Here is a 17,683-nt window from a genome sequence, read left to right as displayed (position 1 = left end):
GGACGCGCTCGCGGCTCCTCGCTTCGGCTTGACGCGACGATTTGCGGCGGGTTATCGTCGCATGCTGGAATGAAGCGCGTTTCATTCATTCTGGGCGCGCCGCTTCTGGCGACGCTCCTCCTCTCTTCGCCGGCCCGCGCGGACGACATCCTCGTCTGGACCGGCGGTCAGTTCCATGCGGGCATCAACAACGCGGTCACGCGGCTCCAGGCGCTCGGACACACGGTGACCCTGAGCGCGACGGTCCCGGCGGACCTCTCCGCGTTCGATACCCTGTGGGCCCTCGACTACATGAATGGCCCCGACGCGCAACCCGAGCGCGACATGGTGACCACGTTCCTCGACTCGGACCGCGGCGTGTACGCCCAGTTCGAGTGGAGTTGCTGCACCCCGTCCCAGGTCAACTGGATGGCGACCCTCGCGCCCCTCTTGACCAACCCGTTCGAGATCTCGGGCGTCCAGGGCATCAGCGCGAATGCGATCGCGGAGCCGAACGAGGTCTTCGGCTTGACGACCACGCCGAACGCGCTCCCGCTGCTCTGGACCAACGCCTCCGCCAACATCTCCACGATCCCGGACGAGAACGTCGTCTACCGGCTGAACGGCATCCCGGTCGTGGGCGCGTACGTCGACCCGCAGTTCGTCAGCGGCGAAGGCTGCATCGTGCTCTCCGGCGACATCGAACAGCTCTTCGACGCGCCCCAGGTGAACCAGTGGATCGAAAACGTCCAGCACTTCCTGCAGAGCTGCACCCCGATCCCGCAGCCGATCTGCGGCGACGGCGTCCTCGACGGCCAGGAGGCGTGCGACGACGGCAACATGACGAGCGGCGACGGCTGCTCCGCGGCCTGCGCGGTCGATCCGGGCTGGAATTGCACGAACGACACGAGCAACACGCCCGCCTCGACGTGCGTGCTCGATTGTCCTGACCATGGCACGCCCTGCTCGGCGGGCGTCGGCGCCTGCGCCGCGTCGGGCACCGTCGTCTGCGTCGGGCCGAACCAGCCGCAATGTAATGCCCTTCCCGGCGAGCCCGGGATGGAGGTCTGCGACGACGTCGACAACGATTGCGACGGCGAGACCGACGAGGGCTTCGACCTCGGCGGCGCCTGCTCCGCGGGCGTCGGCGCTTGCCTCTCGGCCGGCGTGTTCATCTGCGACGGCAGCGGCGGCGCCTCGTGTAATGCCGTGCCCGGGATGCCCTCCGCGGAGGTCTGCGACGACGGGCTCGACAACGATTGCGACGGCGAGGTCGACGAGGGCTGCCCCGTCGACACCGACGGCGACGGCCTGCTCGACTCCGAGGAGACGGACCTCGGGACCGATCCGAACGACGCCGACAGCGACGACGACGGCATCCTCGACGGCGACGAGCCCGACGACGACGAGGACACCGACGGCGACGGCCTCATCAACGCGCTCGACCCCGACAGCGACGACGACGGGCTCTTCGACGGCACCGAGGTCGGCAATGATTGCTCGGATCCGGCGACGGACCCTGCCGCCGAGACCTGCATTCCGGACGGCGACGCCGGCGCCACGACGACGGACCCGCTCGACGCCGACACCGACGACGGCTCGGTCGAGGACGGCGACGAGGACGCGGATCACGACGGCGTCATCGACGAGGGCGAGACCGACCCGAACCTGGGCTCGGACGACGTGGCGCCCGAGCCCGAGGACGACGGCACCCTCATCACGGGCAGCGGCTTCTGCACGGTCTCGGGTGATCGCTCGAAGGGCGGCGCGACGGACCTCGTCGTCTCCGCCGCGCTCGGCCTCGCCTTCGCCCTCCGCCGCCGCCGCGCGCGCCGCGGCTGAACCTTTCCCTATTTCGTCTCGTAGGCGCCGAGGCTCGGCGGCGACTTCCAGCAATTTCCGTCGTGGTCCCCGGGCGGCGCGCCCTCGATCACCTTGCCTTTGCCTGCCGCCGGGCTCGACGTATCGATGTGGTAATCACCGTTCCCCGCGTCCGCGAACGCCGGGTCCTGCCCCACGATTCCGTTCGTCTCGGGCACCGGCAGCGCGGTCGGCGCCGAGTTGCCCGGGTCGTCGTGCGCGAACCACAGGTTGTTCGCGAAGACGAACGTCTCCGGCGCCGTATTCGCCCCGACGTTGACGTTGGACGACGAGAGCTCGCTCCTCCGGAAATAGAAGACGTTGTTCTCGACCTTGCCATTCTGGGCCGGCTCGAACGTGTATCCGCTGCCCGTCACGGTCTCCTGCAGGATCCGGAAGAACCAGTTCCCCGGGTCGATCACGGTGTTCTGCGCGAACACGCAATCGACGCAGCCCACGAACGCGGCCGCGCAATCACCGCCCTCGAAGAGGTTCGCGACGACGCGGATCCTCCGGGCCTCGGCGTTCGGGCTCGACATGGAGAGCGGCGGCCGGAAGAATTCGAAGCCCGTCGAGCCGCCCATGTTGACGGGCCGCATGCCCGCCCGCTCGAAATGGTTCCAGCGGATGTCGATGTCCTCGGCGCCGCCCTTGTTCTGCACCGCCGTCGCGCCGAGGTCGTGAAAATGGTTCCGCGCGATGACGCCGTCGTGGCAGCCCACGTGATCGACCGCGCTGCCGCCGTCGCCGCAATGCGAGAACTCGCTGTCGAGCACGAAATGGTCGTTGAGCCCGGACAACTTGAGGCAGTCCTGGTTCCCGCCGAGCCCGATGTCGTGGATGTTGAGGTTCCTGAACACGACAAACCGGCTCGCCTCGGCGTTCGCGTACTCGCCGCCGTCGTCGGCGTTGATACCGTTTGCCGTGGTGTTGCGGACCTCGAGGTCGTGCAGCACGAGATATCGCACGCGCGAGAGGTGGATCGCCTGGCTGCCCCCCTCGATCACCGGTCGCGCCTCGCCCGGCGCGCCGCCGATCCATATCGGCGCGCCGCTCTGGCCCGAGAGATTGCCGATGTACGTGCCGCCCGCGTACGTCCCTGCGTGCACGCGGATCGCCGTCCCCGGCGTCGCCTCGTCGACGGCGCGCTCGATCGTGGCGAACGGGTTTCCTGCGCTGCCGTCGCCCGAGCCGTCGTTACCATTCGTCGCGACGTGCACCTCCTTCGTCGGGGCAAGGCCATCGGCGAACGTCGCCACGTCGCCGCACGCGCTCGCGCCGCCGCCGCTCCCGCCGCCGCCGCCGCTCCCGCCTTCGCCGCCGCCTGCGCCGCCGCTCCCGCCTGCGCCGCCGCTCCCGCCTGCGCCGCCGCTCCCGCCTGCGCCGCCGCTCCCGCCTGCGCCGCCGCCTCCGCTACCGCCCGTGGTCCCGCTCCCGCCCCCGCATGCGACGACGCCCGCGAGGATCCCCATACCCAGCCAAGCAAAGATGTTCCGCATGCCTCACGATACCCCGGGACGCGTCGCCCCGGGAAGACCCGATTCAGCCGTTCAATCGCGCGAAATGATCATGCCAGCGCTGGATCTCGTCGAGCACCGCCTTGCCCACCCGCGTCGGTTTCCCGTGCTCGAGCAAGACCTCTGCGCCCTCCGCGTTGATCTGCCGCACGCGCGCGAATCGGTCGGAGAAGCCCGGCGCCTTCGCGAGCGGGTGGCCCGCCTCGATCATCCGCTCGTAGAGCCGCGCCACGGGCAAGAATGCGTGGACCGCGAGGAGCACGCCGTGTAATGGCCGCGGGTCGGGGCGCACGGGCGAGGTGTAGAGCGGCGAGAACGCGTTCTCGAGGACGGCGTCGACCTCGAAGAGCGCGTTGATCTTGTTGTGCGAAAACTCGTGAATCACCGCCTCCGTCATGGTCATGAGGCTCGGGTGCAGGGACATGTAGATCGTCCCGATGGCCTCCTGGTACGACGCGGAGAGGTGCTTCTCGTCGTGGTATCCGACGGGCACGATCTGCTGCACGAAGAGCTCGATCTCACCCCGCAGGTCCGGCAGGTGATCCCGCACGAGGTCGAGCGCCGCGGAGAGCGCCCCCGTCCATTCCGACGCGTCCTTGCCGCCGAGGTCGATCGTATTGCCCTCCTTGTCGGGGTGCGCCTCGACCATCGCGAGCGGATTCGTGTCGACGAGCGCGAGCGCCGTGCTCCCGTCGATCGGGAAAAATGGCCGGGAGACGGTCACGCCGTCGCTCGTCTGGGAAAACCCGGGCGGCGCGGCCGCGAGCTTCTCGAGCGAGAGCGCCTTCGGCCCGAGGGCGCGCTCCACGACGATCTTTCCGCCATTCTCGAATGAAATGGCGCGTGTATCCCCGGGCAGATCGATCGAGAGGCCTGCCGTCGTGGAGACGAGCCGAGCGGGCGGCGCTTTTTGACGGATGGCCCGCGGCAGGGCCGATGCGCGCGAGAGGTGCAGCAGAAACACCCCCACGAGCTCGCGCGCGAGCGCCTCCGCATCGGCGCGCGGGGCGCGGAGGCAGCGAACGAGCGTGCCCATGGCCGTGCGCCGGAGCAGGCTCGGGAGCGCGCCCGGGTTCGTCCGGGCGACCTCCCGGCAGAGCGCTTGAAAGACCGCGAGATCCGCGCGCGCCTCGGGCGTGAGCGCGAGGCCCTGACCCACGCCCAAAAGCTCCGGCAAGAGGCGGCCGAGCGCGCGGGAGAGCACGCCTTTGGCGGTCTCCGAGCCCGGCGCGGGGATCGTGAGGTCGTTCGGCGGCTCGATCGGGCGCGTGGCGAGGGCGGGAGGCACGGCGGCATTGTGAGCAGAAGCGCGCGTGTCGACAAGCAGGAAGGGGCGGGCGGTTTGCGAGGCCAAAAACCGGCCTTCCCCTTGATTCCTCGCCCGATCGGGCTTACGCAGGGCCCTCTCCGTGGGAGGAATCATGCGATACAAGCTCTTGGGTCGGACGGGGATCAAGGTGTCGGAGCTGTGCCTGGGCACGATGAGCTTCGGCGACAGGTGGGGTTTCGGGGCGGACGAGGCGACGAGCATCGAGGTCGCGGCGGCGTTCGCGGAGGCCGGGGGGAATTTCCTCGACACGGCCAACAAGTATCACGAGGGCCATACCGAGGAGATCTGCGGCAAGATCATCTCGAACAACCGCGACCGCTGGGTGCTCGCGACGAAGTTCACCCTCTCGACGGCGAGCGGCGATCCGAACGCCTCGGGCAATTCGCGCAAGAACATGGTCCAGGCGGTCCACAAGAGCCTCGGGCGGCTCGGGACCGATTACATCGACCTGCTCTGGGTGCACGCGTGGGATTTCACGACGGGCGTGGAGGAGGTCATGCGCGGCCTCGACGACCTCGTGCGCACGGGCAAGGTGCTCTCGATCGGCATCTCGGACGCGCCCGCGTGGGTCGTCTCGCAGGCCAATACGCTGGCGGGCTTCCGCGGCTATGTGCCCTTCTCGGCGCTCCAGATCGAGTACAGCTTGATCGAGCGGACGGTGGAGCGTGATCTCGTCCCGATGGCCGAGGCGTTCGGGCTCACGCTCACGCCCTGGGCCCCGCTCGGCGGCGGCGTGCTCACGGGCAAGTATTCACGTGGCGACGGCGCGCCCGAGGATACGAAGCGCGCGGGCGGCAATGCGCAGCGCCTCTCGGAGCGGAACCTCGCCATCGCGAAGACGGTGGACGCGATCGCGGACGAGCTCGGGAAGAGCTCGGCGCAGGTCGCGACGAACTGGGTCCGTCAGCGCGGGGCGAACGTCGTGCCGATCGTCGGCGCGCGCAAGGCCTCGCAGATCAAGGACGTGCTCGGCAGCCTCGATTTCACGCTCACCGAGGAGCACCTCCGCCGCCTCGACGAGGTGAGCCGGATCGAGCTCGGCTTCCCGCACGAATTCCTCGGCAAGCCGTACATTCGCGGCGTCGTTTATGGTGACCGCGTGGACCAGATCGACCTGCCCGCCGCGACCCGCCCGCGCTGAAAAAAACTCCCGAATCCCGAAACAAAAAACCCCCTCTCCCGCGAGGGAGAGGGGGCTTGGGGGTGAGGCGGGGTGAGGGAGTCGTTCAGCCCTCCGGCAGCGCCGCGATCGGCGCCCGCTGCTTCTCGACCTGCATCTCCGCCATGAAGATCGGCGGACAATGCAGGGTCATGATCTCCGGGTTCGGCGGCGCCGTCTGCTTCGCCATGCGCAGCGCCTCATCCATCGTCCGCGCCGTCTCCCAGCCGAGCAATTGCGGGATGTACTCGTTGTCCGCGCCGACCACGATCATCCGACCGAGGTGCTGCCGCCCCGCCTCGCCCCAGTACCACATGAAGAACGGGTGCGTCGGGTGGTACGCGTGCCCGTACCGATACATCTCGATGTAGGCCGGGTTCTTCGCGAATTTCGGCTCCCAGATCTTGTGCAGCTCCATCGCGTCGCGCGTCTCGGGCAGGACCCGGTGCACGAACTCGATGTACGGCGCGTGGTGCTCGTTGTCGAAGAGGTCCGTGCACGGATGCATGATGATCATCGTGCCGCCCTTCTTCACCATCGGCGCGTTGCGATACAGGTTGAAGAGATACCCGTTCGCCATCACCTGCACGAGCAGCGGGTTCAGGAACGAATTCACGTTGTACGGGCTGATGTACGGGATGCCCGTGATGAGAATGTCGCTCTGCCCCACGACCGGCACGCAGTATTGCTCGAAGCTCCGCCGCAGCGTGTGCTCGTGCACCGCCTCCGTCTCGCCGGCGAACACGCCCGTCACGCCGTAGGGCGAGGGCACGCGCTGGAAGATCGCCTGGCGCGCCGGCTGCGGCACCTTGTCGAGCGTGAACCGGAGCGCGTGCAGCGCGTTTCGTTCGGTCCGCGTGAGGTCGTCCTCGTTCTTCGCGAGGAACTCGAGCGGCGTGTCGAACATCCGGTTGTTGATCGTCGTCTCGATCGTGAAGACGTTCAGCTTCTTGTTCGCGAGCCGGCCCATGCGCACGACGCTCGTGTTCAGCGCCGACGATTTCGGGTCCATGTACGAATAACATTGCCGCATCACGCGCGGATTGTGGTGCGCGCGCAGGCTCCGGTATCCGCACAGGCCCACGGCGACCGATTTGTGGCCGCCGTCCATGGGCACGAGGTTCAGGTTCACGTAGATGATGAGGTCGCTCTCCACGGCGCGCCGGTTGAGCTCGACCTCCTCGCCCTCCTCGGTCGTGCCGAGGTATTTCATGTTGGCGAGGTTCTCGGCGTCGTGGTTGTAGAGCTTCTTCGGCCAGTACGCGTTGAAGATCTTGTCGCCGACGACGTGCCGGATCTCCCAGTCCTTCATGCGCCGGTGCACGCTCGTCGCGATGATGATCTCGACGTCGTCGACCCCGTAATCGGCGAGCAGGTCGAGCACGATCGTGAGCACCCGCTCGCGCACGTCGGGCCGCCTCATCGGCGGCAGCGGCAGCGAGATGTCGTCCATCGCGATCGTCACCTTCATCCCCGGCCGCAGCTTCGCGTAGAGCGGCTCCGAGTTGTACGGGTGGTTGATCGCGTAGCGGATGGCCGCGTCGACGTCCTTGAGCGCCTTCAGCGGGGGCTTCGGGTAGACGACGCGGCTGCCCGTCGGCAGGTCGACCTCGACCAGCCTGTCGCCCGAGAAGAGGACGCGGGGTGCGCTGCGGCTGTCGATCGTCACGACACAGGGGTGGCTCATGGCATTCTCGTATTCGGCGGCAATCCCGCCCGCTTCAGTCGACGTGGATGATGGGCCAGTGGTAGGCGTTCGCGAGCAGGGACAGCTTCCTGTCCGGGTTCACGGCGGCCGGGTGTCCGACGATGCTCAGCATGGGGACGTCGGAGTAGCTGTCGGAGTAAGCGAAGCACTCGTCGAGGTCGTGGCCGCGCGAGCGTGCGTGCTCGCGAATGAGCCGTGACTTCTCGGGCCCCGCGACGACGGGCCTGAGCAGCTTGCCCGTGGCGAAGCGGTCCTTGATCTCGAGCCGGTTCGCAATGACGTCCGTCGCGCCGAGGTGCTCGGCGAGCAGGCGCATCAGGAAGTCGAGCGCGCCCGAGACGAGCACCACGTCGTGCCCTTTGTCGAGGCTCGTCTGCACGAGGTCCCGCGCGCCGGGGTAGATGTTGGGCTTGATCACGCGCTCGAACGTCTCGACCGCGAGCCCCACGAGCCGGTCCTCGCTCATCCCGCCGTAGGACGTGAAGAGCAGCTCGTTGAAGATACGCCGGTCGCGCGTCTCGGCCCACGCCAGCCACGGCGCCTTCACCAGCGCCCCGCCGAGCTTCGCGAGGCTGTGCAGCGGCGTGTTCTGGTTCAGGACGTAATAGAGCGTGGGGTGGACGAGGTTCGTGCGGATCAGCGTGCCGTCCACGTCGAAGTAGCTCGCTGCCATTTGCGTCCCGGAATCACCTCTGCGGGGCGATTCGTCAAGCACAAGCTGACGCGAACTCGCCTTCGCGCCGGAACTTCTCGGTCCGCTCGGCCCTCCCGCCGGCTTTCGCGCCCCAGAAAGGAGCGTAATCCCACAGGAAGAACGGGCTTGACAGGCGGGCGGAGTTGGCGGGGGCTGTCACCCCTCCCCCGCAGGGAGAGGGGTCGGGGGTGAGGGGCTCGCGCCGAGCGCCTCCGCATAACGATCATCCAATTCGATCGCCCCCTCGGCGGCCCCGCGATCCACGGGATTGATCCCGCAATACTGCACGCTCGCCAAATGCCGCCAGCGGCCGGCGCGCTCGGGTTCGTCGGGCAGGACCGGCGTCGTGCAGGGGAAACACCCGATCGTCCGGAACCCCATGGCGTGCAGCGGGTTCACGACGACCCCCGGGTCCTCCGCGAGGGCCCGGTTGAGCTCCGCGTTCGTCACGTGCGCGAGCGGGTGGACGCGCAGCGCCCCCATCACGAGGTCGAGCCCGACCGGACGAACCTTGCTGCGCGCGCCCCCTTCGCCCTGCCGGAGCGCCGAGACGAGCGCGTCGTAGCGGCCCCTCTGCGCGTGCAGCGGCGCCGCCTTGCGCAGCTCGCAGCAGCGCTCTTGCCCCTCCACCGACAGGTAGAGCAGCCCCTCCTCGGCCGTCTGCGCGGCGAACGTGCGGGCCGGCGAGAGCGTGATCACCCGCAGGTTCGTGTGCGCCCGCGCGAGCTCGTCCCGCGTCCTTCGGGTCTCCTCGTGCAGGACACCCGTGTCCACGAAGAGCACGTCGAAGTCGAGCCCGGCGCGGTCGGCGAGGCGGCAGAGCCACGTCCCGGCGCGCTGCATGCTGGTCAGGATCGCGGCCCTCCGGCCGAAGGTCCGGTGCACGAAACGCAGGACGTCGACGGGGGTCTCGCGCGCGAGGCGCTCGGAGAGGGCCTCGAGGCTCGCTTCGGTGACGCGCATTCCCCTCTTCGTAGCAGAACCCGGTTGCCTTTCGGGGCCTCGTCGCCTAGAGGATCGCCGGTTCGCTCATGCCCCCTTCTTCTCCCTCCGAAGGCCGCTCGTCGGGGCGGCTCGTCGATGACCTCGGGCGGCGCCGCTTCCTCTTCGTCACGGGCAAGGGCGGCGTGGGCAAGACGACCTTCTCTGCGGCCCTGGCGGCGGCGCTGGCGCGGGAGGGCAAGCGGGTCCTGGTCGCGCTCCCGAACACGAAGGAGCGGCTCTCGGCGATCCTCGGGTCGAAGCCGATCGGCGATGAGATCGTCCCCGTCGCCGAGGGCGTGTGGGCGGTGAACATCTCGCCCGAGAAGGCGCTCACCGAGTACGGCGAGATGGTCCTCAAGGTGCGCAGCGTGGCGCACGCCGTCTTCGACAACCGCTACACGAAGACCTTCTTCCGCGCGGTGCCGGGGCTCTACGAGTGGGCGATGCTCGGCAAGGCCTGGTTTCACACGACGGAGCTCGGCCCTGACGGACGTCCGCGCTTCGACGTGGTCCTGCTCGACGCGCCGGCGACGGGGCATGGCCTCGACATGATGCGCGTGCCGAAGGTGATCCTCGACGTCGTGCCCCCGGGCGTGCTCCGCCGCGACGCGGAGGAGGCGTGGGCGATGTTCCGGGACCCGGCGCGCAGCGGGATCGTGGTCGTCACGTTGCCGGAGGAGATGCCGACGCAGGAGACGATCGAGCTCGTCGAGGCGATCAAGAAGGACCTCACCTTGCCCGTGCTTCGCCTCGTGGTGAACGCGGTCCTGCCGCAGCTCTTCTCGCCGGAGGAGCGCGAGCGGCTCTCGCGCGAGTCGGGGCTGCTCTCGATCGACGCGCCCGAGCGGACGAACGGGACGCCCGAGAGCGCGCTCGTGGCGGGGGCGCGGCGGGCGGTGCGGGAGAAGGTGCAGGCCGAGAGCCTCGAGCGGATCGAAAAAGAGATCGACCTGCCGCGGATCCTGCTGCCGCACCTCTTCGACGAGGCCTCGACGGTGGAGGGGACGAGGGTCCTCTCGAAGTTGCTCTAGGTTTTACGGGGCAACCCGCTCAGGGCGCGCAGGTCTTGTTACCGGGAGCGCCTTCGCACTTGCCGCTCAGGCATTCGGCGTTGCTGGTGCACGGCTGCCCATTCTTGGACTTGCACGCGCCATTGCCGTCGCAGGCGCTCGTGAGCGTGCAGGTCGGCTGATCTTCCTCCCCGGCGGGCAGGTTCGAGCAGGTTCCGATGTAGCCCGGTCGAGCGCACGACTGGCAGTCGCCGCCGCAGTCCGAATCGCAACACACGCCGTCGGCGCAGAAGCCGCTCGTGCAATCGGCGCCCGTGATGCACATGTCGCCGAGGTTGCTGCCGCCGCCTCCCTCCCCTCCGGCGCCGCTGCTGCTGCTCCCGCCTTGCCCGGTCGCCGCCTGGCCCGTGACGGGGACCGGGCCTCCGCCCACGCCGCCCGCGCCGCCTTGCCCTCCCTCGCTCGTCGAGAGCGACAGACACCCGGGCGACCCGGCCATCCCGAGCACGCCTACCAGCACGCCTGCCGTCCAGCTCCACGCCTCGCGCATCCGCTCCTCCGTCTCCGGAGACGAACATACCGCAGCGCGGCAGGCCGACGACCTCGCGGAGCAGAGATGCCGCGAGACAAAAAAAAGAGCGCCTACTCGACGGCGGGGGGGGGGACCGGAGCAGGCGCTCGGTTGGCAGATAGAGCAACCAGCGGGCCAACCCCGAAGTGACGAAAACTCGTCAACTTGCAGGGGCTCGCTTGGGGGCTTGTTGCACTTCTGCAAGGCACACGGATTGCAGCCTTTCAGGTCCGCCGTGGAGCGAGGTAGGGGAACACACGATGGCATTCCCCTCGCTTCGTGGGATGCGTCACTGCATGGCGCGGTGGAGGAAGGTCGCCATCTGGCCGCGGGTGACGGGGCTCACCGGGCAGTAGTTCGTCCCGCCGCAGCCGCTCGTGACCCCGGCGGCGCCGAGCGCGTTGATGTCGGCCTCGTGGATCGAGGTTTCGTCGTCGGTGAAGAGGTCCTCGCCCGAGGCGTCGAGCTTGAAGGCGCGGACGAGGAACGTGGCCATCTGCTCGCGCGTGACCTGCGCGTCGGGGCAATAGTTCGTCCCGCCGCAGCCGGTCGTGATGCCCGCGGCGGCGACGGCGTTGATGGCGTCCTCGTGGATCGAGCCCTCGTCGTCGGTGAATGCGTCCGGGCCGGGCGGCAGATCGAGCGCCGCCGTGAGGAACGCGGCCATCTGCGCCCGCGAGACCGTCTCGTCCGGGCAGAACTTGCCCCCGCCGCAGCCCGAGGACAGGCCCTCCTTGGCCATCCATTCGATCGCCGGCTGGTGCGCCGATCCGCAGATATCGGAGAACACGGCCTGGCAGGTGGGCTCGGGCGGCGCGGCATTACATACAGCGCCCACGGCGAAACCGCCGGCCGGTGATTTGCGCATCCGCGACTCGGTCGCGGGGCCCCAGCTCCCGTCCTCGGCGATCTTGTCGTTCGGGTTGTTGCGGTTCCAGAGCCTCTGGAAGGCGAGCACGTCGAGGCCGCGGTGATCCTTGGCGCCGGCGCCGACCCAGTCGTAATGCCACGGATCCGAGGCGCCGAGCCACCGGAAGCCGTTCCCCTCGAAGATGCTGCGCCAGGACGAATACTCCTGCACGTCGATCGCGAGGCCGGACTCGTGGTTCGAGTTGCCGGGCTTCGCGGCGAGCGAGATCCCGCACCGGCCCGTCTGGTACCAGTTGTAGAGCAGGTATTGCTGCGCCGCCGTGCGCAGCATCGAGTTGATGGTGAGGCTCTTGCCCGGGTTCGCCTTGACGATCGACTGGAGTTTGTCGCGGGCCGGCTTCTGGATGAACAGAAAGACGCCCGACCCGGCCGTCGCGTTCGCGGGCAGCGTGAGGGGTGAAAAGGCGCCGGGCTCGATGCAGTTGCCCTCCTCGATGATCTGGAACGAGAGCCCCTTGACGCTCGCCGTGCCGCACGTGCTCGCCGCCGCGTCGGCGACGGTCCCTCCGGAGAAACCCTCCGCGATTTGCCCCGTCCCCTCGCCGTGATCGTCGGTCGCGCCGGAGGCGTCCTCCCCCGGCCCGGCCGGATCGCCGGAAGAACACGCCGCGAGCAGGGCAAACGTCGCAAAAACAACGAGTCGAGGCCGAAGGAAGGAGGACGTCGTCGGGAGGTCGTTCATGGTCCGCGCGGCAATAGCAAGGCCGGTGCCACGCAAAGCAGTGGCCGTTTCCGCGCGAATTCGCGCGCCCGTGAGGCCCGGGGGGTGGTACCTGGATGATCCAGTTGGATCGGGTGGTGATCAGCCGAAGCTGTTGACAATGCCCGGCCGCCGCGGCCTGCTCGTGAGGGACATGCCGCCGCACCACAGCCCCCTGCTCCTCGATGGCCGCGCGCTTCTCGACGCCGATCGCCTGCTCGACGCCAGGCTCGCCGATCGCCGCGCGAGCTTCGAGCTCTCGTTCCGCGCCGCGCCGCCCCACACGGGTTTCCTCGTCGTCTCCGGGCTCGAGGGCTCGCTCGAGCTCTTCGGTCGGCCGCTCATCGATCCCGCCGCCGTCGCCGCCGCGCAGAGCCTCGTCGGCTTCTCCGACGCCCTCGCGCAGAGGCTCGCCCACCTCGTGCCCGCGATCGACCTCGACGCCGTCCCCGACGGCACGATCGTCTTCCCCGGCGCGCCCATCGCCACGGTGGAAGGGCCCTTCCTCGAGGCCTCGCTGCTCGCCTCGCTCCTGCGCGCGGCCACGCGGCGCGCCACGGCGATCGCCACCCGCACGGCGCGGCTGCACCTCGCGGCCGCGGGGGATCCGGTGATCGACGGGTCGAGCGCGCACGCGGCCGGGGCCGAGGCCTCGATGCTGGTCGCGCGCGCGGCGTACGTGGGCGGCGCGGCCGCGACGACGAACGTGATCGCGGCGATGGCGCTCGGCGTGCCCTTCCGCGCGAGCCCGGCCCTCGTGCTCGGGCCGGCCGGGCCCTCGATCGAGACGACGGTCGTCGATGGCTGGGGCGCGCTCGACACCGACGACCTCGCCGACCTCGGCGCGGGTGACGACGAGGAGGCGATGCTGATCGAGGCGAAGCGGCGCGGGCGACGCGCGGGCGGGTGGATCGCGCGTGGGCTCGACGACGCCGAGGCGCGGGCGCTGCCGATGCGTTGCGAGCTCGTCGCGCTCGAGCAAGGCGGCGCGTGGGCCGTGCCGCCCGCCGACCTCGGCGACGAACCTGCGCCGCGACCGGGCCGGAAGATGGTCGTTCGTTACACCGACGCGGCCGGCAGGCTCGTCGCCGACGTCGTGCACCTGATGGCCGAGCGTATGCGCTCGCCGCAGGATTTCGGGGCTTCGACGCTCGCGCCCTTGTCGCGCCCGCGCGTCAGGCAGGGCCGCGCGCTCGAGCTGCCGGAGGCGCCGAGCGCGGGGCGGGATCGGTCGATCGCGGCGCGCGCGACCTTGCCCGAGGTCGTGACGTACCTCCGCGCGCCGGCGACGTACCGCGTGGAGGAGTCGGCCGCGGTCCTCTCGCAACGCGAGGCCGCGGCGCGGGCGCGCGCGAAGTTGCCCTTCCGGGCGGGCTGATCAGGCCGCCGAGCTTCCGGCGCGTGCCCCGAGCAGCGCGCGCACCGCGGCCTCCAGCATGCTCGCGGTGAACGGCTTCGGCAGGAACGGCACGCCGAGCGCCGAGATCGCGGTCGAGTCCTCGCTCGAGTAGCCGCTCATGAGCAGCGCGGGCAGCGTGGGATCGACGGCGCGCACCGAGCGGATGAGCTCGATTCCGCCCACCTCGCCCATGGTCAGATCGGCGACGATCGCGTTGACCTCGCGGCCGTGTTCGCGGAAGAGCCGCTCAGCTTCGCGGCCGTCGGAGGCGACGAGCACGCGGTATCCCGCGCGTTCGAGCACCCGGAGCGCGACGCGTCGGACGGCGTCCTCGTCGTCGACCACGAGGATCGTGCCGCGCGAGCAGACGGGCGCCGCCTCGGCGCTCGGCAAGAGCAGCGTGAACGTCGTGCCCTCGCCGGGGTGGCTCTTCACGTCGACGAGGCCTCGGTGTGCGCGGACGATCCCGAGCACGGCGGCGAGGCCGAGGCCTCGGCCGCCCACCTTCGTCGTGAAAAACGGGTCGAAGATCCGGGCGAGCACGGCCTCGCTCATCCCCTGCCCGGAGTCCGTGACCTCGAGCACGGCATAGTCGCCGGGCGGAATGGGCTCGGCCATGCAGGCCGATCGTCGCGGCGCCGCGAGCGCCTCTGCGCCGGTGCGGATCTGGATCTTGCCGGGCCGCCCTGCGAGCGCGTCCGAGGCATTCGTGATGAGGTTCATCACGACCTGCCGCAAATGGGTGACGTCGCCGTCGACGCAGGTGGGCGACAGATCGAGCTCCAGCGTGGCCCCCTTGGAGACGATCGTCCGCAGGAGGACGGCCATTTCCCGGACGACGGTGTCGAGCCGCATGTGTTCGGTCACGAGGGTGCCTCGGCTGGAGTATGCCAGCATTTGCCGGGCGAGATCGGCGGCGCGCTCGGCTGCAATGGATATTCCTTGGGCATCGCTGACAGCGGCGCGGGGTGGCTCGTGACGTTGGGTCGTTCGAACCACACCAAGACGCCGTTCTTCGGTTACCATGCGCCCCGGAAGGAACTGCTCCGCATGCGCCGCTCTTCTACGTTCGCCTTGCCCTTCGCCACGTTCATCCTCGTCGGCCTCGCCGCGCCGGCCCTCGCGTTTGCTGCGCCCCAGGCGGAGCCGGAGCCGCTGCCGCCGGGCGAGAAGAAGGCCGACCCGATGGAGATCGCCGCGCCTCCGCCGCCGCCTCCGCCGCCGCCTCCGCAACGTACGATGCAGGTGCCCGAGACCATCCGCACGCCGGAGCCGCCGCCGCGCTCGTCGTACGACGAGGACGACGACGACGACGACCGTCGCTGGGCCGCGGGTGACCATTTCGAGTTCACGATGGGCTTCCTCGCGGGACAGCGCTCGTACTCGAAGACCTCGTTCAAGTTCGAGGAGGGCACGGCCGAGGGGATCGGCGGCGGCGGGCTCGTCGCGCCCTTCGTCATGCCGCCCTTCGACAACGCGACCGTGCTCGGGCTCCGCTACGACATGCGCGTCGTGATGAGCCACATCCGCATGACGGTGGGCTTCGACCTGCCGTTCCCGACCTACAAGGCGAGCGACTCGACGGCGGTCTACGACGTGAACGGCACCCCGCGCACGGTGACGGTGCAGTCGCTCTCGGCGAAGGAGCTCCGGTTCGGGATCGGCGGCGAGTATGCGTGGACGAAGGTCGCGCTCTTCGCGGACCTGCTCGGCGGCGTGCACTGGGTCGACACCGAGCTCTCGATCGACGGCTACAAGGCCGACTACGGCGCGGTGACGTTCGCCTTCTCGGGCCGCGCGGGCGCGCGGGCGCACGTGCGCAAGTGGTTCTTCGCGCAGCTCGCCGGCGAGGTGGGGATCATCGGCGACGTCCGCTGGAACGCGGAGATGTCGGTCGGGTTTTCGCTGAAGTAGACGAGGACGAGGACCGCGACCACGGGCTCAGCCGGCGATCAAAGCCTCGACGATGTCCCATGCGCCCGCGGCATCGAGCCGCTGGCGAAGCGCCTCGGCCACGGCGGCGTCCTTCCACAAGGCCTGGTAGAACTCGTCGCAGCCCTTGCTGGCGTACCAGCCCGCCATGTGGGACCAGGCAAACTCCTTCGGCCCGGGGGGCGGGGCGTCCGGGCGGGCCACGAGCCACGCCGCGACAGCAGCGCCCCGATCCGGGTAGGCGGCGCACAGGGCCGAGCAGACGAGCCTCTCCAGGGTTTGCTTGGCGGGGACATGTGCAGGGACGCGCTCCGCGGCAGATTGCCAGAGGACGAGCGAGGCGACCGTCCTGCCGTCGTCGAGGATGAGGTCGCCGTTGGCGAGGCGCTCGTATCTGGGATCCGCCGCGGCGATGGCGCTCGTGAAGCTCTGACGTAGGCTCTCGGCGCGCTGCGACAGCGCGACGTCACTCGTGATCGCGTCGTTGTCGAGGCTCGTGATCACCCGGCGGAGGGCGTTTGTCTTTCGTCCTTCGAGCCGAGTGCGGAGCTCCTTCAGCACCCCGTTGTCCCCTCCGCAAGGAGAGACGCGCAAGAACCCACCGCCAGGCGTTCGGAACGCCCACTGCCCGCCCTGAACGGGCTTCCCGAAGGGATCCTTGGCCGTGCCGTAGCTCCCGTCGGGCCGCACGGGCCGAGCGTCCTCGCAGCGGAGGTGCTCGAGCCACCCTTTCCAGAAGGCCCTGTCGTGAAAGCCTTCGCAGAGGACGACCGATTCGGAAGGGCTCGTCATCGCAGATCGGTCTCGATTTCACCCCGGGCGTGCAGCACGTCCGGACCGGGGAACCGGCTGCTCGCGAGCCTCCCGGCGTCGAGCTTCAACCTGTACACGGTCAGGAGGTCCAGTTCGTCCTCGAGGAGCACGTCGAGCAGCGCGTCGACGAGCTCCATGCTGTGCGTCGTGAGGACGATCTGAAGGCCGCTGCGCACACCGGCGGCGATTGCGCTGGCGCTGGACCAGATACCCGCCGGGTGTTGATGCGCCTCGGGCTCCTCGAGCAAGACCACGCCCTCCTGCCGCGTCGAGAGCTCCAGGCCCAGGCGGATGAGCGCTTGAATGCCGTCTCCCGCGAGCACGACCGGCACGCTCCGGTCGTCGAAGGTGAGGTTCAGACGGGCGTCGCCATGCTCGGTGAGGATTTCGATCACGCGCAAGCCCGGGATGAGCGGCTGCACGAGCTCGAAGAGCGCTGCGCGACGACCATGCTCCGTGAGCCGCGAATACAGGTCGTGCAACGGGCGGCCGTGGCGCGGATCCGCGAGCCACGCCGTGGGGCCATCCGTCTGCGCCTCGTGGGCGTCGTTGGCTTCGTGCTCGTTGTCGGCCGCGAAGACACAGACATGCGGGAACATCGCCGCGACCGGCTCCGTGCGCACGTGGATCGCGCTGTAAGGCCCCTCGAAGCCTCGCTGGGCCAGGAGCGCGCGCTTGTCGGGTAGAAGGAAGTTTGAGTCCGACCAGGTCAGCTCTCGTTCCCGATACGCGCCGTCCGCGAAGCCCAGCCTGATACGTCCCGGCGCATCGCCGCCCCGATACAAGAGCCACCGCGCGCCATGTCGCATTCCGCTCCGGCGCTTCACGGCGTAACCGGCGCTCGAGGCGGGTCGCCGGCTGGCACCGATCAGCATGGCATCCAGGATCGTGCTCTTCCCGCTGCCGTTGGGCCCAACGAGCACGACGAGCGGCGTCAGGCCTTCGAGCTTGCCTTCCCGAATTCCCCGCAAGCCGTGAATGTCGATGGAGGTGATCACGTGCCGAGCTGCATCTGGCCGCAGAGGATCGGCCACGTCAAGCAGGCTCAGCAGGAGGAGGGGACGAGTCAGGGAGCGCGGCGGTCGCGCTCCCCTCGA

General features: G+C 69.4%; 15 protein-coding genes. 5 read left to right on the top strand and 10 right to left on the bottom strand.

The window, feature by feature from the left end; all coding sequences use genetic code 11:
* Positions 1-69 precede the first annotated feature (69 nt).
* Complete coding sequence (locus GF068_RS22950; protein ID WP_170319627.1) at positions 70-1,821, top strand: myxococcus cysteine-rich repeat containing protein; 1,752 nt, start codon at positions 70-72, stop codon at positions 1,819-1,821.
* An 8-nt stretch (positions 1,822-1,829) separates the two neighbouring features.
* Here the strand turns inward: GF068_RS22950 and GF068_RS22945 are convergent, their stop codons facing one another.
* Complete coding sequence (locus GF068_RS22945) at positions 1,830-3,338, bottom strand: DUF1565 domain-containing protein (protein WP_153821567.1); 1,509 nt, start codon at positions 3,336-3,338, stop codon at positions 1,830-1,832.
* Between the two features lie 43 nt (positions 3,339-3,381).
* Complete coding sequence (locus tag GF068_RS47115; RefSeq protein WP_170319626.1) at positions 3,382-4,644, bottom strand: aKG-HExxH-type peptide beta-hydroxylase; 1,263 nt, start codon at positions 4,642-4,644, stop codon at positions 3,382-3,384.
* Between the two features lie 133 nt (positions 4,645-4,777).
* Between GF068_RS47115 and GF068_RS22935 the strand changes: the two genes are divergently transcribed.
* The gene (locus GF068_RS22935; protein ID WP_153821565.1) at positions 4,778-5,827 is read left to right on the top strand and encodes an aldo/keto reductase; all 1,050 of its coding nucleotides are present in this window, start codon (positions 4,778-4,780) and stop codon (positions 5,825-5,827) included.
* A gap of 85 nt (positions 5,828-5,912) precedes the next feature.
* Here GF068_RS22935 and larAH read toward each other — a convergent pair whose 3' ends face one another.
* The 3 genes from larAH to GF068_RS22920 form a co-directional block, all read right to left on the bottom strand.
* Positions 5,913-7,532, bottom strand: coding sequence for an NPN-dependent hydroxyacid isomerase, LarAH14/15/16 family (gene larAH, locus GF068_RS22930; protein ID WP_153821564.1), 1,620 nt, complete (start codon positions 7,530-7,532; stop codon positions 5,913-5,915).
* A gap of 34 nt (positions 7,533-7,566) precedes the next feature.
* Entirely contained in the window at positions 7,567-8,226 is a 660-nt protein-coding gene (locus GF068_RS22925) for an HAD family hydrolase (RefSeq protein WP_153821563.1), read from the bottom strand.
* 177 nt (positions 8,227-8,403) lie between these two features.
* The gene (locus tag GF068_RS22920; RefSeq protein WP_153821562.1) at positions 8,404-9,210 is read right to left on the bottom strand and encodes a phosphoadenosine phosphosulfate reductase family protein; all 807 of its coding nucleotides are present in this window, start codon (positions 9,208-9,210) and stop codon (positions 8,404-8,406) included.
* Between the two features lie 68 nt (positions 9,211-9,278).
* Between GF068_RS22920 and GF068_RS22915 the strand changes: the two genes are divergently transcribed.
* The gene (locus tag GF068_RS22915; RefSeq protein ID WP_153821561.1) at positions 9,279-10,262 is read left to right on the top strand and encodes an ArsA family ATPase; all 984 of its coding nucleotides are present in this window, start codon (positions 9,279-9,281) and stop codon (positions 10,260-10,262) included.
* A 19-nt stretch (positions 10,263-10,281) separates the two neighbouring features.
* Here GF068_RS22915 and GF068_RS22910 read toward each other — a convergent pair whose 3' ends face one another.
* Both GF068_RS22910 and GF068_RS22905 read right to left on the bottom strand, forming a co-directional pair.
* On the bottom strand, positions 10,282-10,791 hold the full coding sequence (locus tag GF068_RS22910) for a hypothetical protein (protein WP_153821560.1): 510 nt from the start codon (positions 10,789-10,791) through the stop codon (positions 10,282-10,284).
* 310 nt (positions 10,792-11,101) lie between these two features.
* Positions 11,102-12,424, bottom strand: coding sequence for an S-layer homology domain-containing protein (locus GF068_RS22905; protein WP_153821559.1), 1,323 nt, complete (start codon positions 12,422-12,424; stop codon positions 11,102-11,104).
* Between the two features lie 139 nt (positions 12,425-12,563).
* On the opposite strand from GF068_RS22905, the gene GF068_RS22900 reads away from it, so the two are divergent.
* Positions 12,564-13,820, top strand: a complete 1,257-nt coding sequence (locus GF068_RS22900; RefSeq protein ID WP_240807218.1) for a beta/alpha barrel domain-containing protein — start codon at positions 12,564-12,566, stop codon at positions 13,818-13,820.
* Here the strand turns inward: GF068_RS22900 and GF068_RS22895 are convergent, their stop codons facing one another.
* The gene (locus GF068_RS22895; protein WP_170319625.1) at positions 13,821-14,708 is read right to left on the bottom strand and encodes an ATP-binding protein; all 888 of its coding nucleotides are present in this window, start codon (positions 14,706-14,708) and stop codon (positions 13,821-13,823) included.
* A gap of 183 nt (positions 14,709-14,891) precedes the next feature.
* Here GF068_RS22895 and GF068_RS22890 point away from each other — a divergent pair, with 183 nt between their 5' ends.
* Positions 14,892-15,755 carry a hypothetical protein gene (locus GF068_RS22890; RefSeq protein ID WP_153821557.1) on the top strand — a complete coding sequence of 288 codons (864 nt, stop codon included), beginning with the start codon at positions 14,892-14,894 and terminating at the stop codon, positions 15,753-15,755.
* A gap of 27 nt (positions 15,756-15,782) precedes the next feature.
* Here GF068_RS22890 and GF068_RS22885 read toward each other — a convergent pair whose 3' ends face one another.
* Together GF068_RS22885 and GF068_RS22880 are read right to left on the bottom strand one after the other, a co-directional pair.
* On the bottom strand, positions 15,783-16,565 hold the full coding sequence (locus GF068_RS22885; protein WP_153821556.1) for a hypothetical protein: 783 nt from the start codon (positions 16,563-16,565) through the stop codon (positions 15,783-15,785).
* Positions 16,562-17,620 (bottom strand): AAA family ATPase, encoded by a 1,059-nt coding sequence (locus GF068_RS22880; RefSeq protein ID WP_170319624.1) that lies wholly within the window; start codon positions 17,618-17,620, stop codon positions 16,562-16,564. The genes GF068_RS22885 and GF068_RS22880 overlap by 4 nt, the downstream gene beginning before the upstream one ends.
* Positions 17,621-17,683: the final 63 nt, after the last annotated feature.

Origin of the sequence: Polyangium spumosum (assembly GCF_009649845.1) — a bacterium.
In the GTDB taxonomy this organism is placed as follows: domain Bacteria; phylum Myxococcota_A; class Polyangia; order Polyangiales; family Polyangiaceae; genus Polyangium; species Polyangium spumosum.
This window is presented reverse-complemented; position numbering and strand designations above follow the sequence as displayed.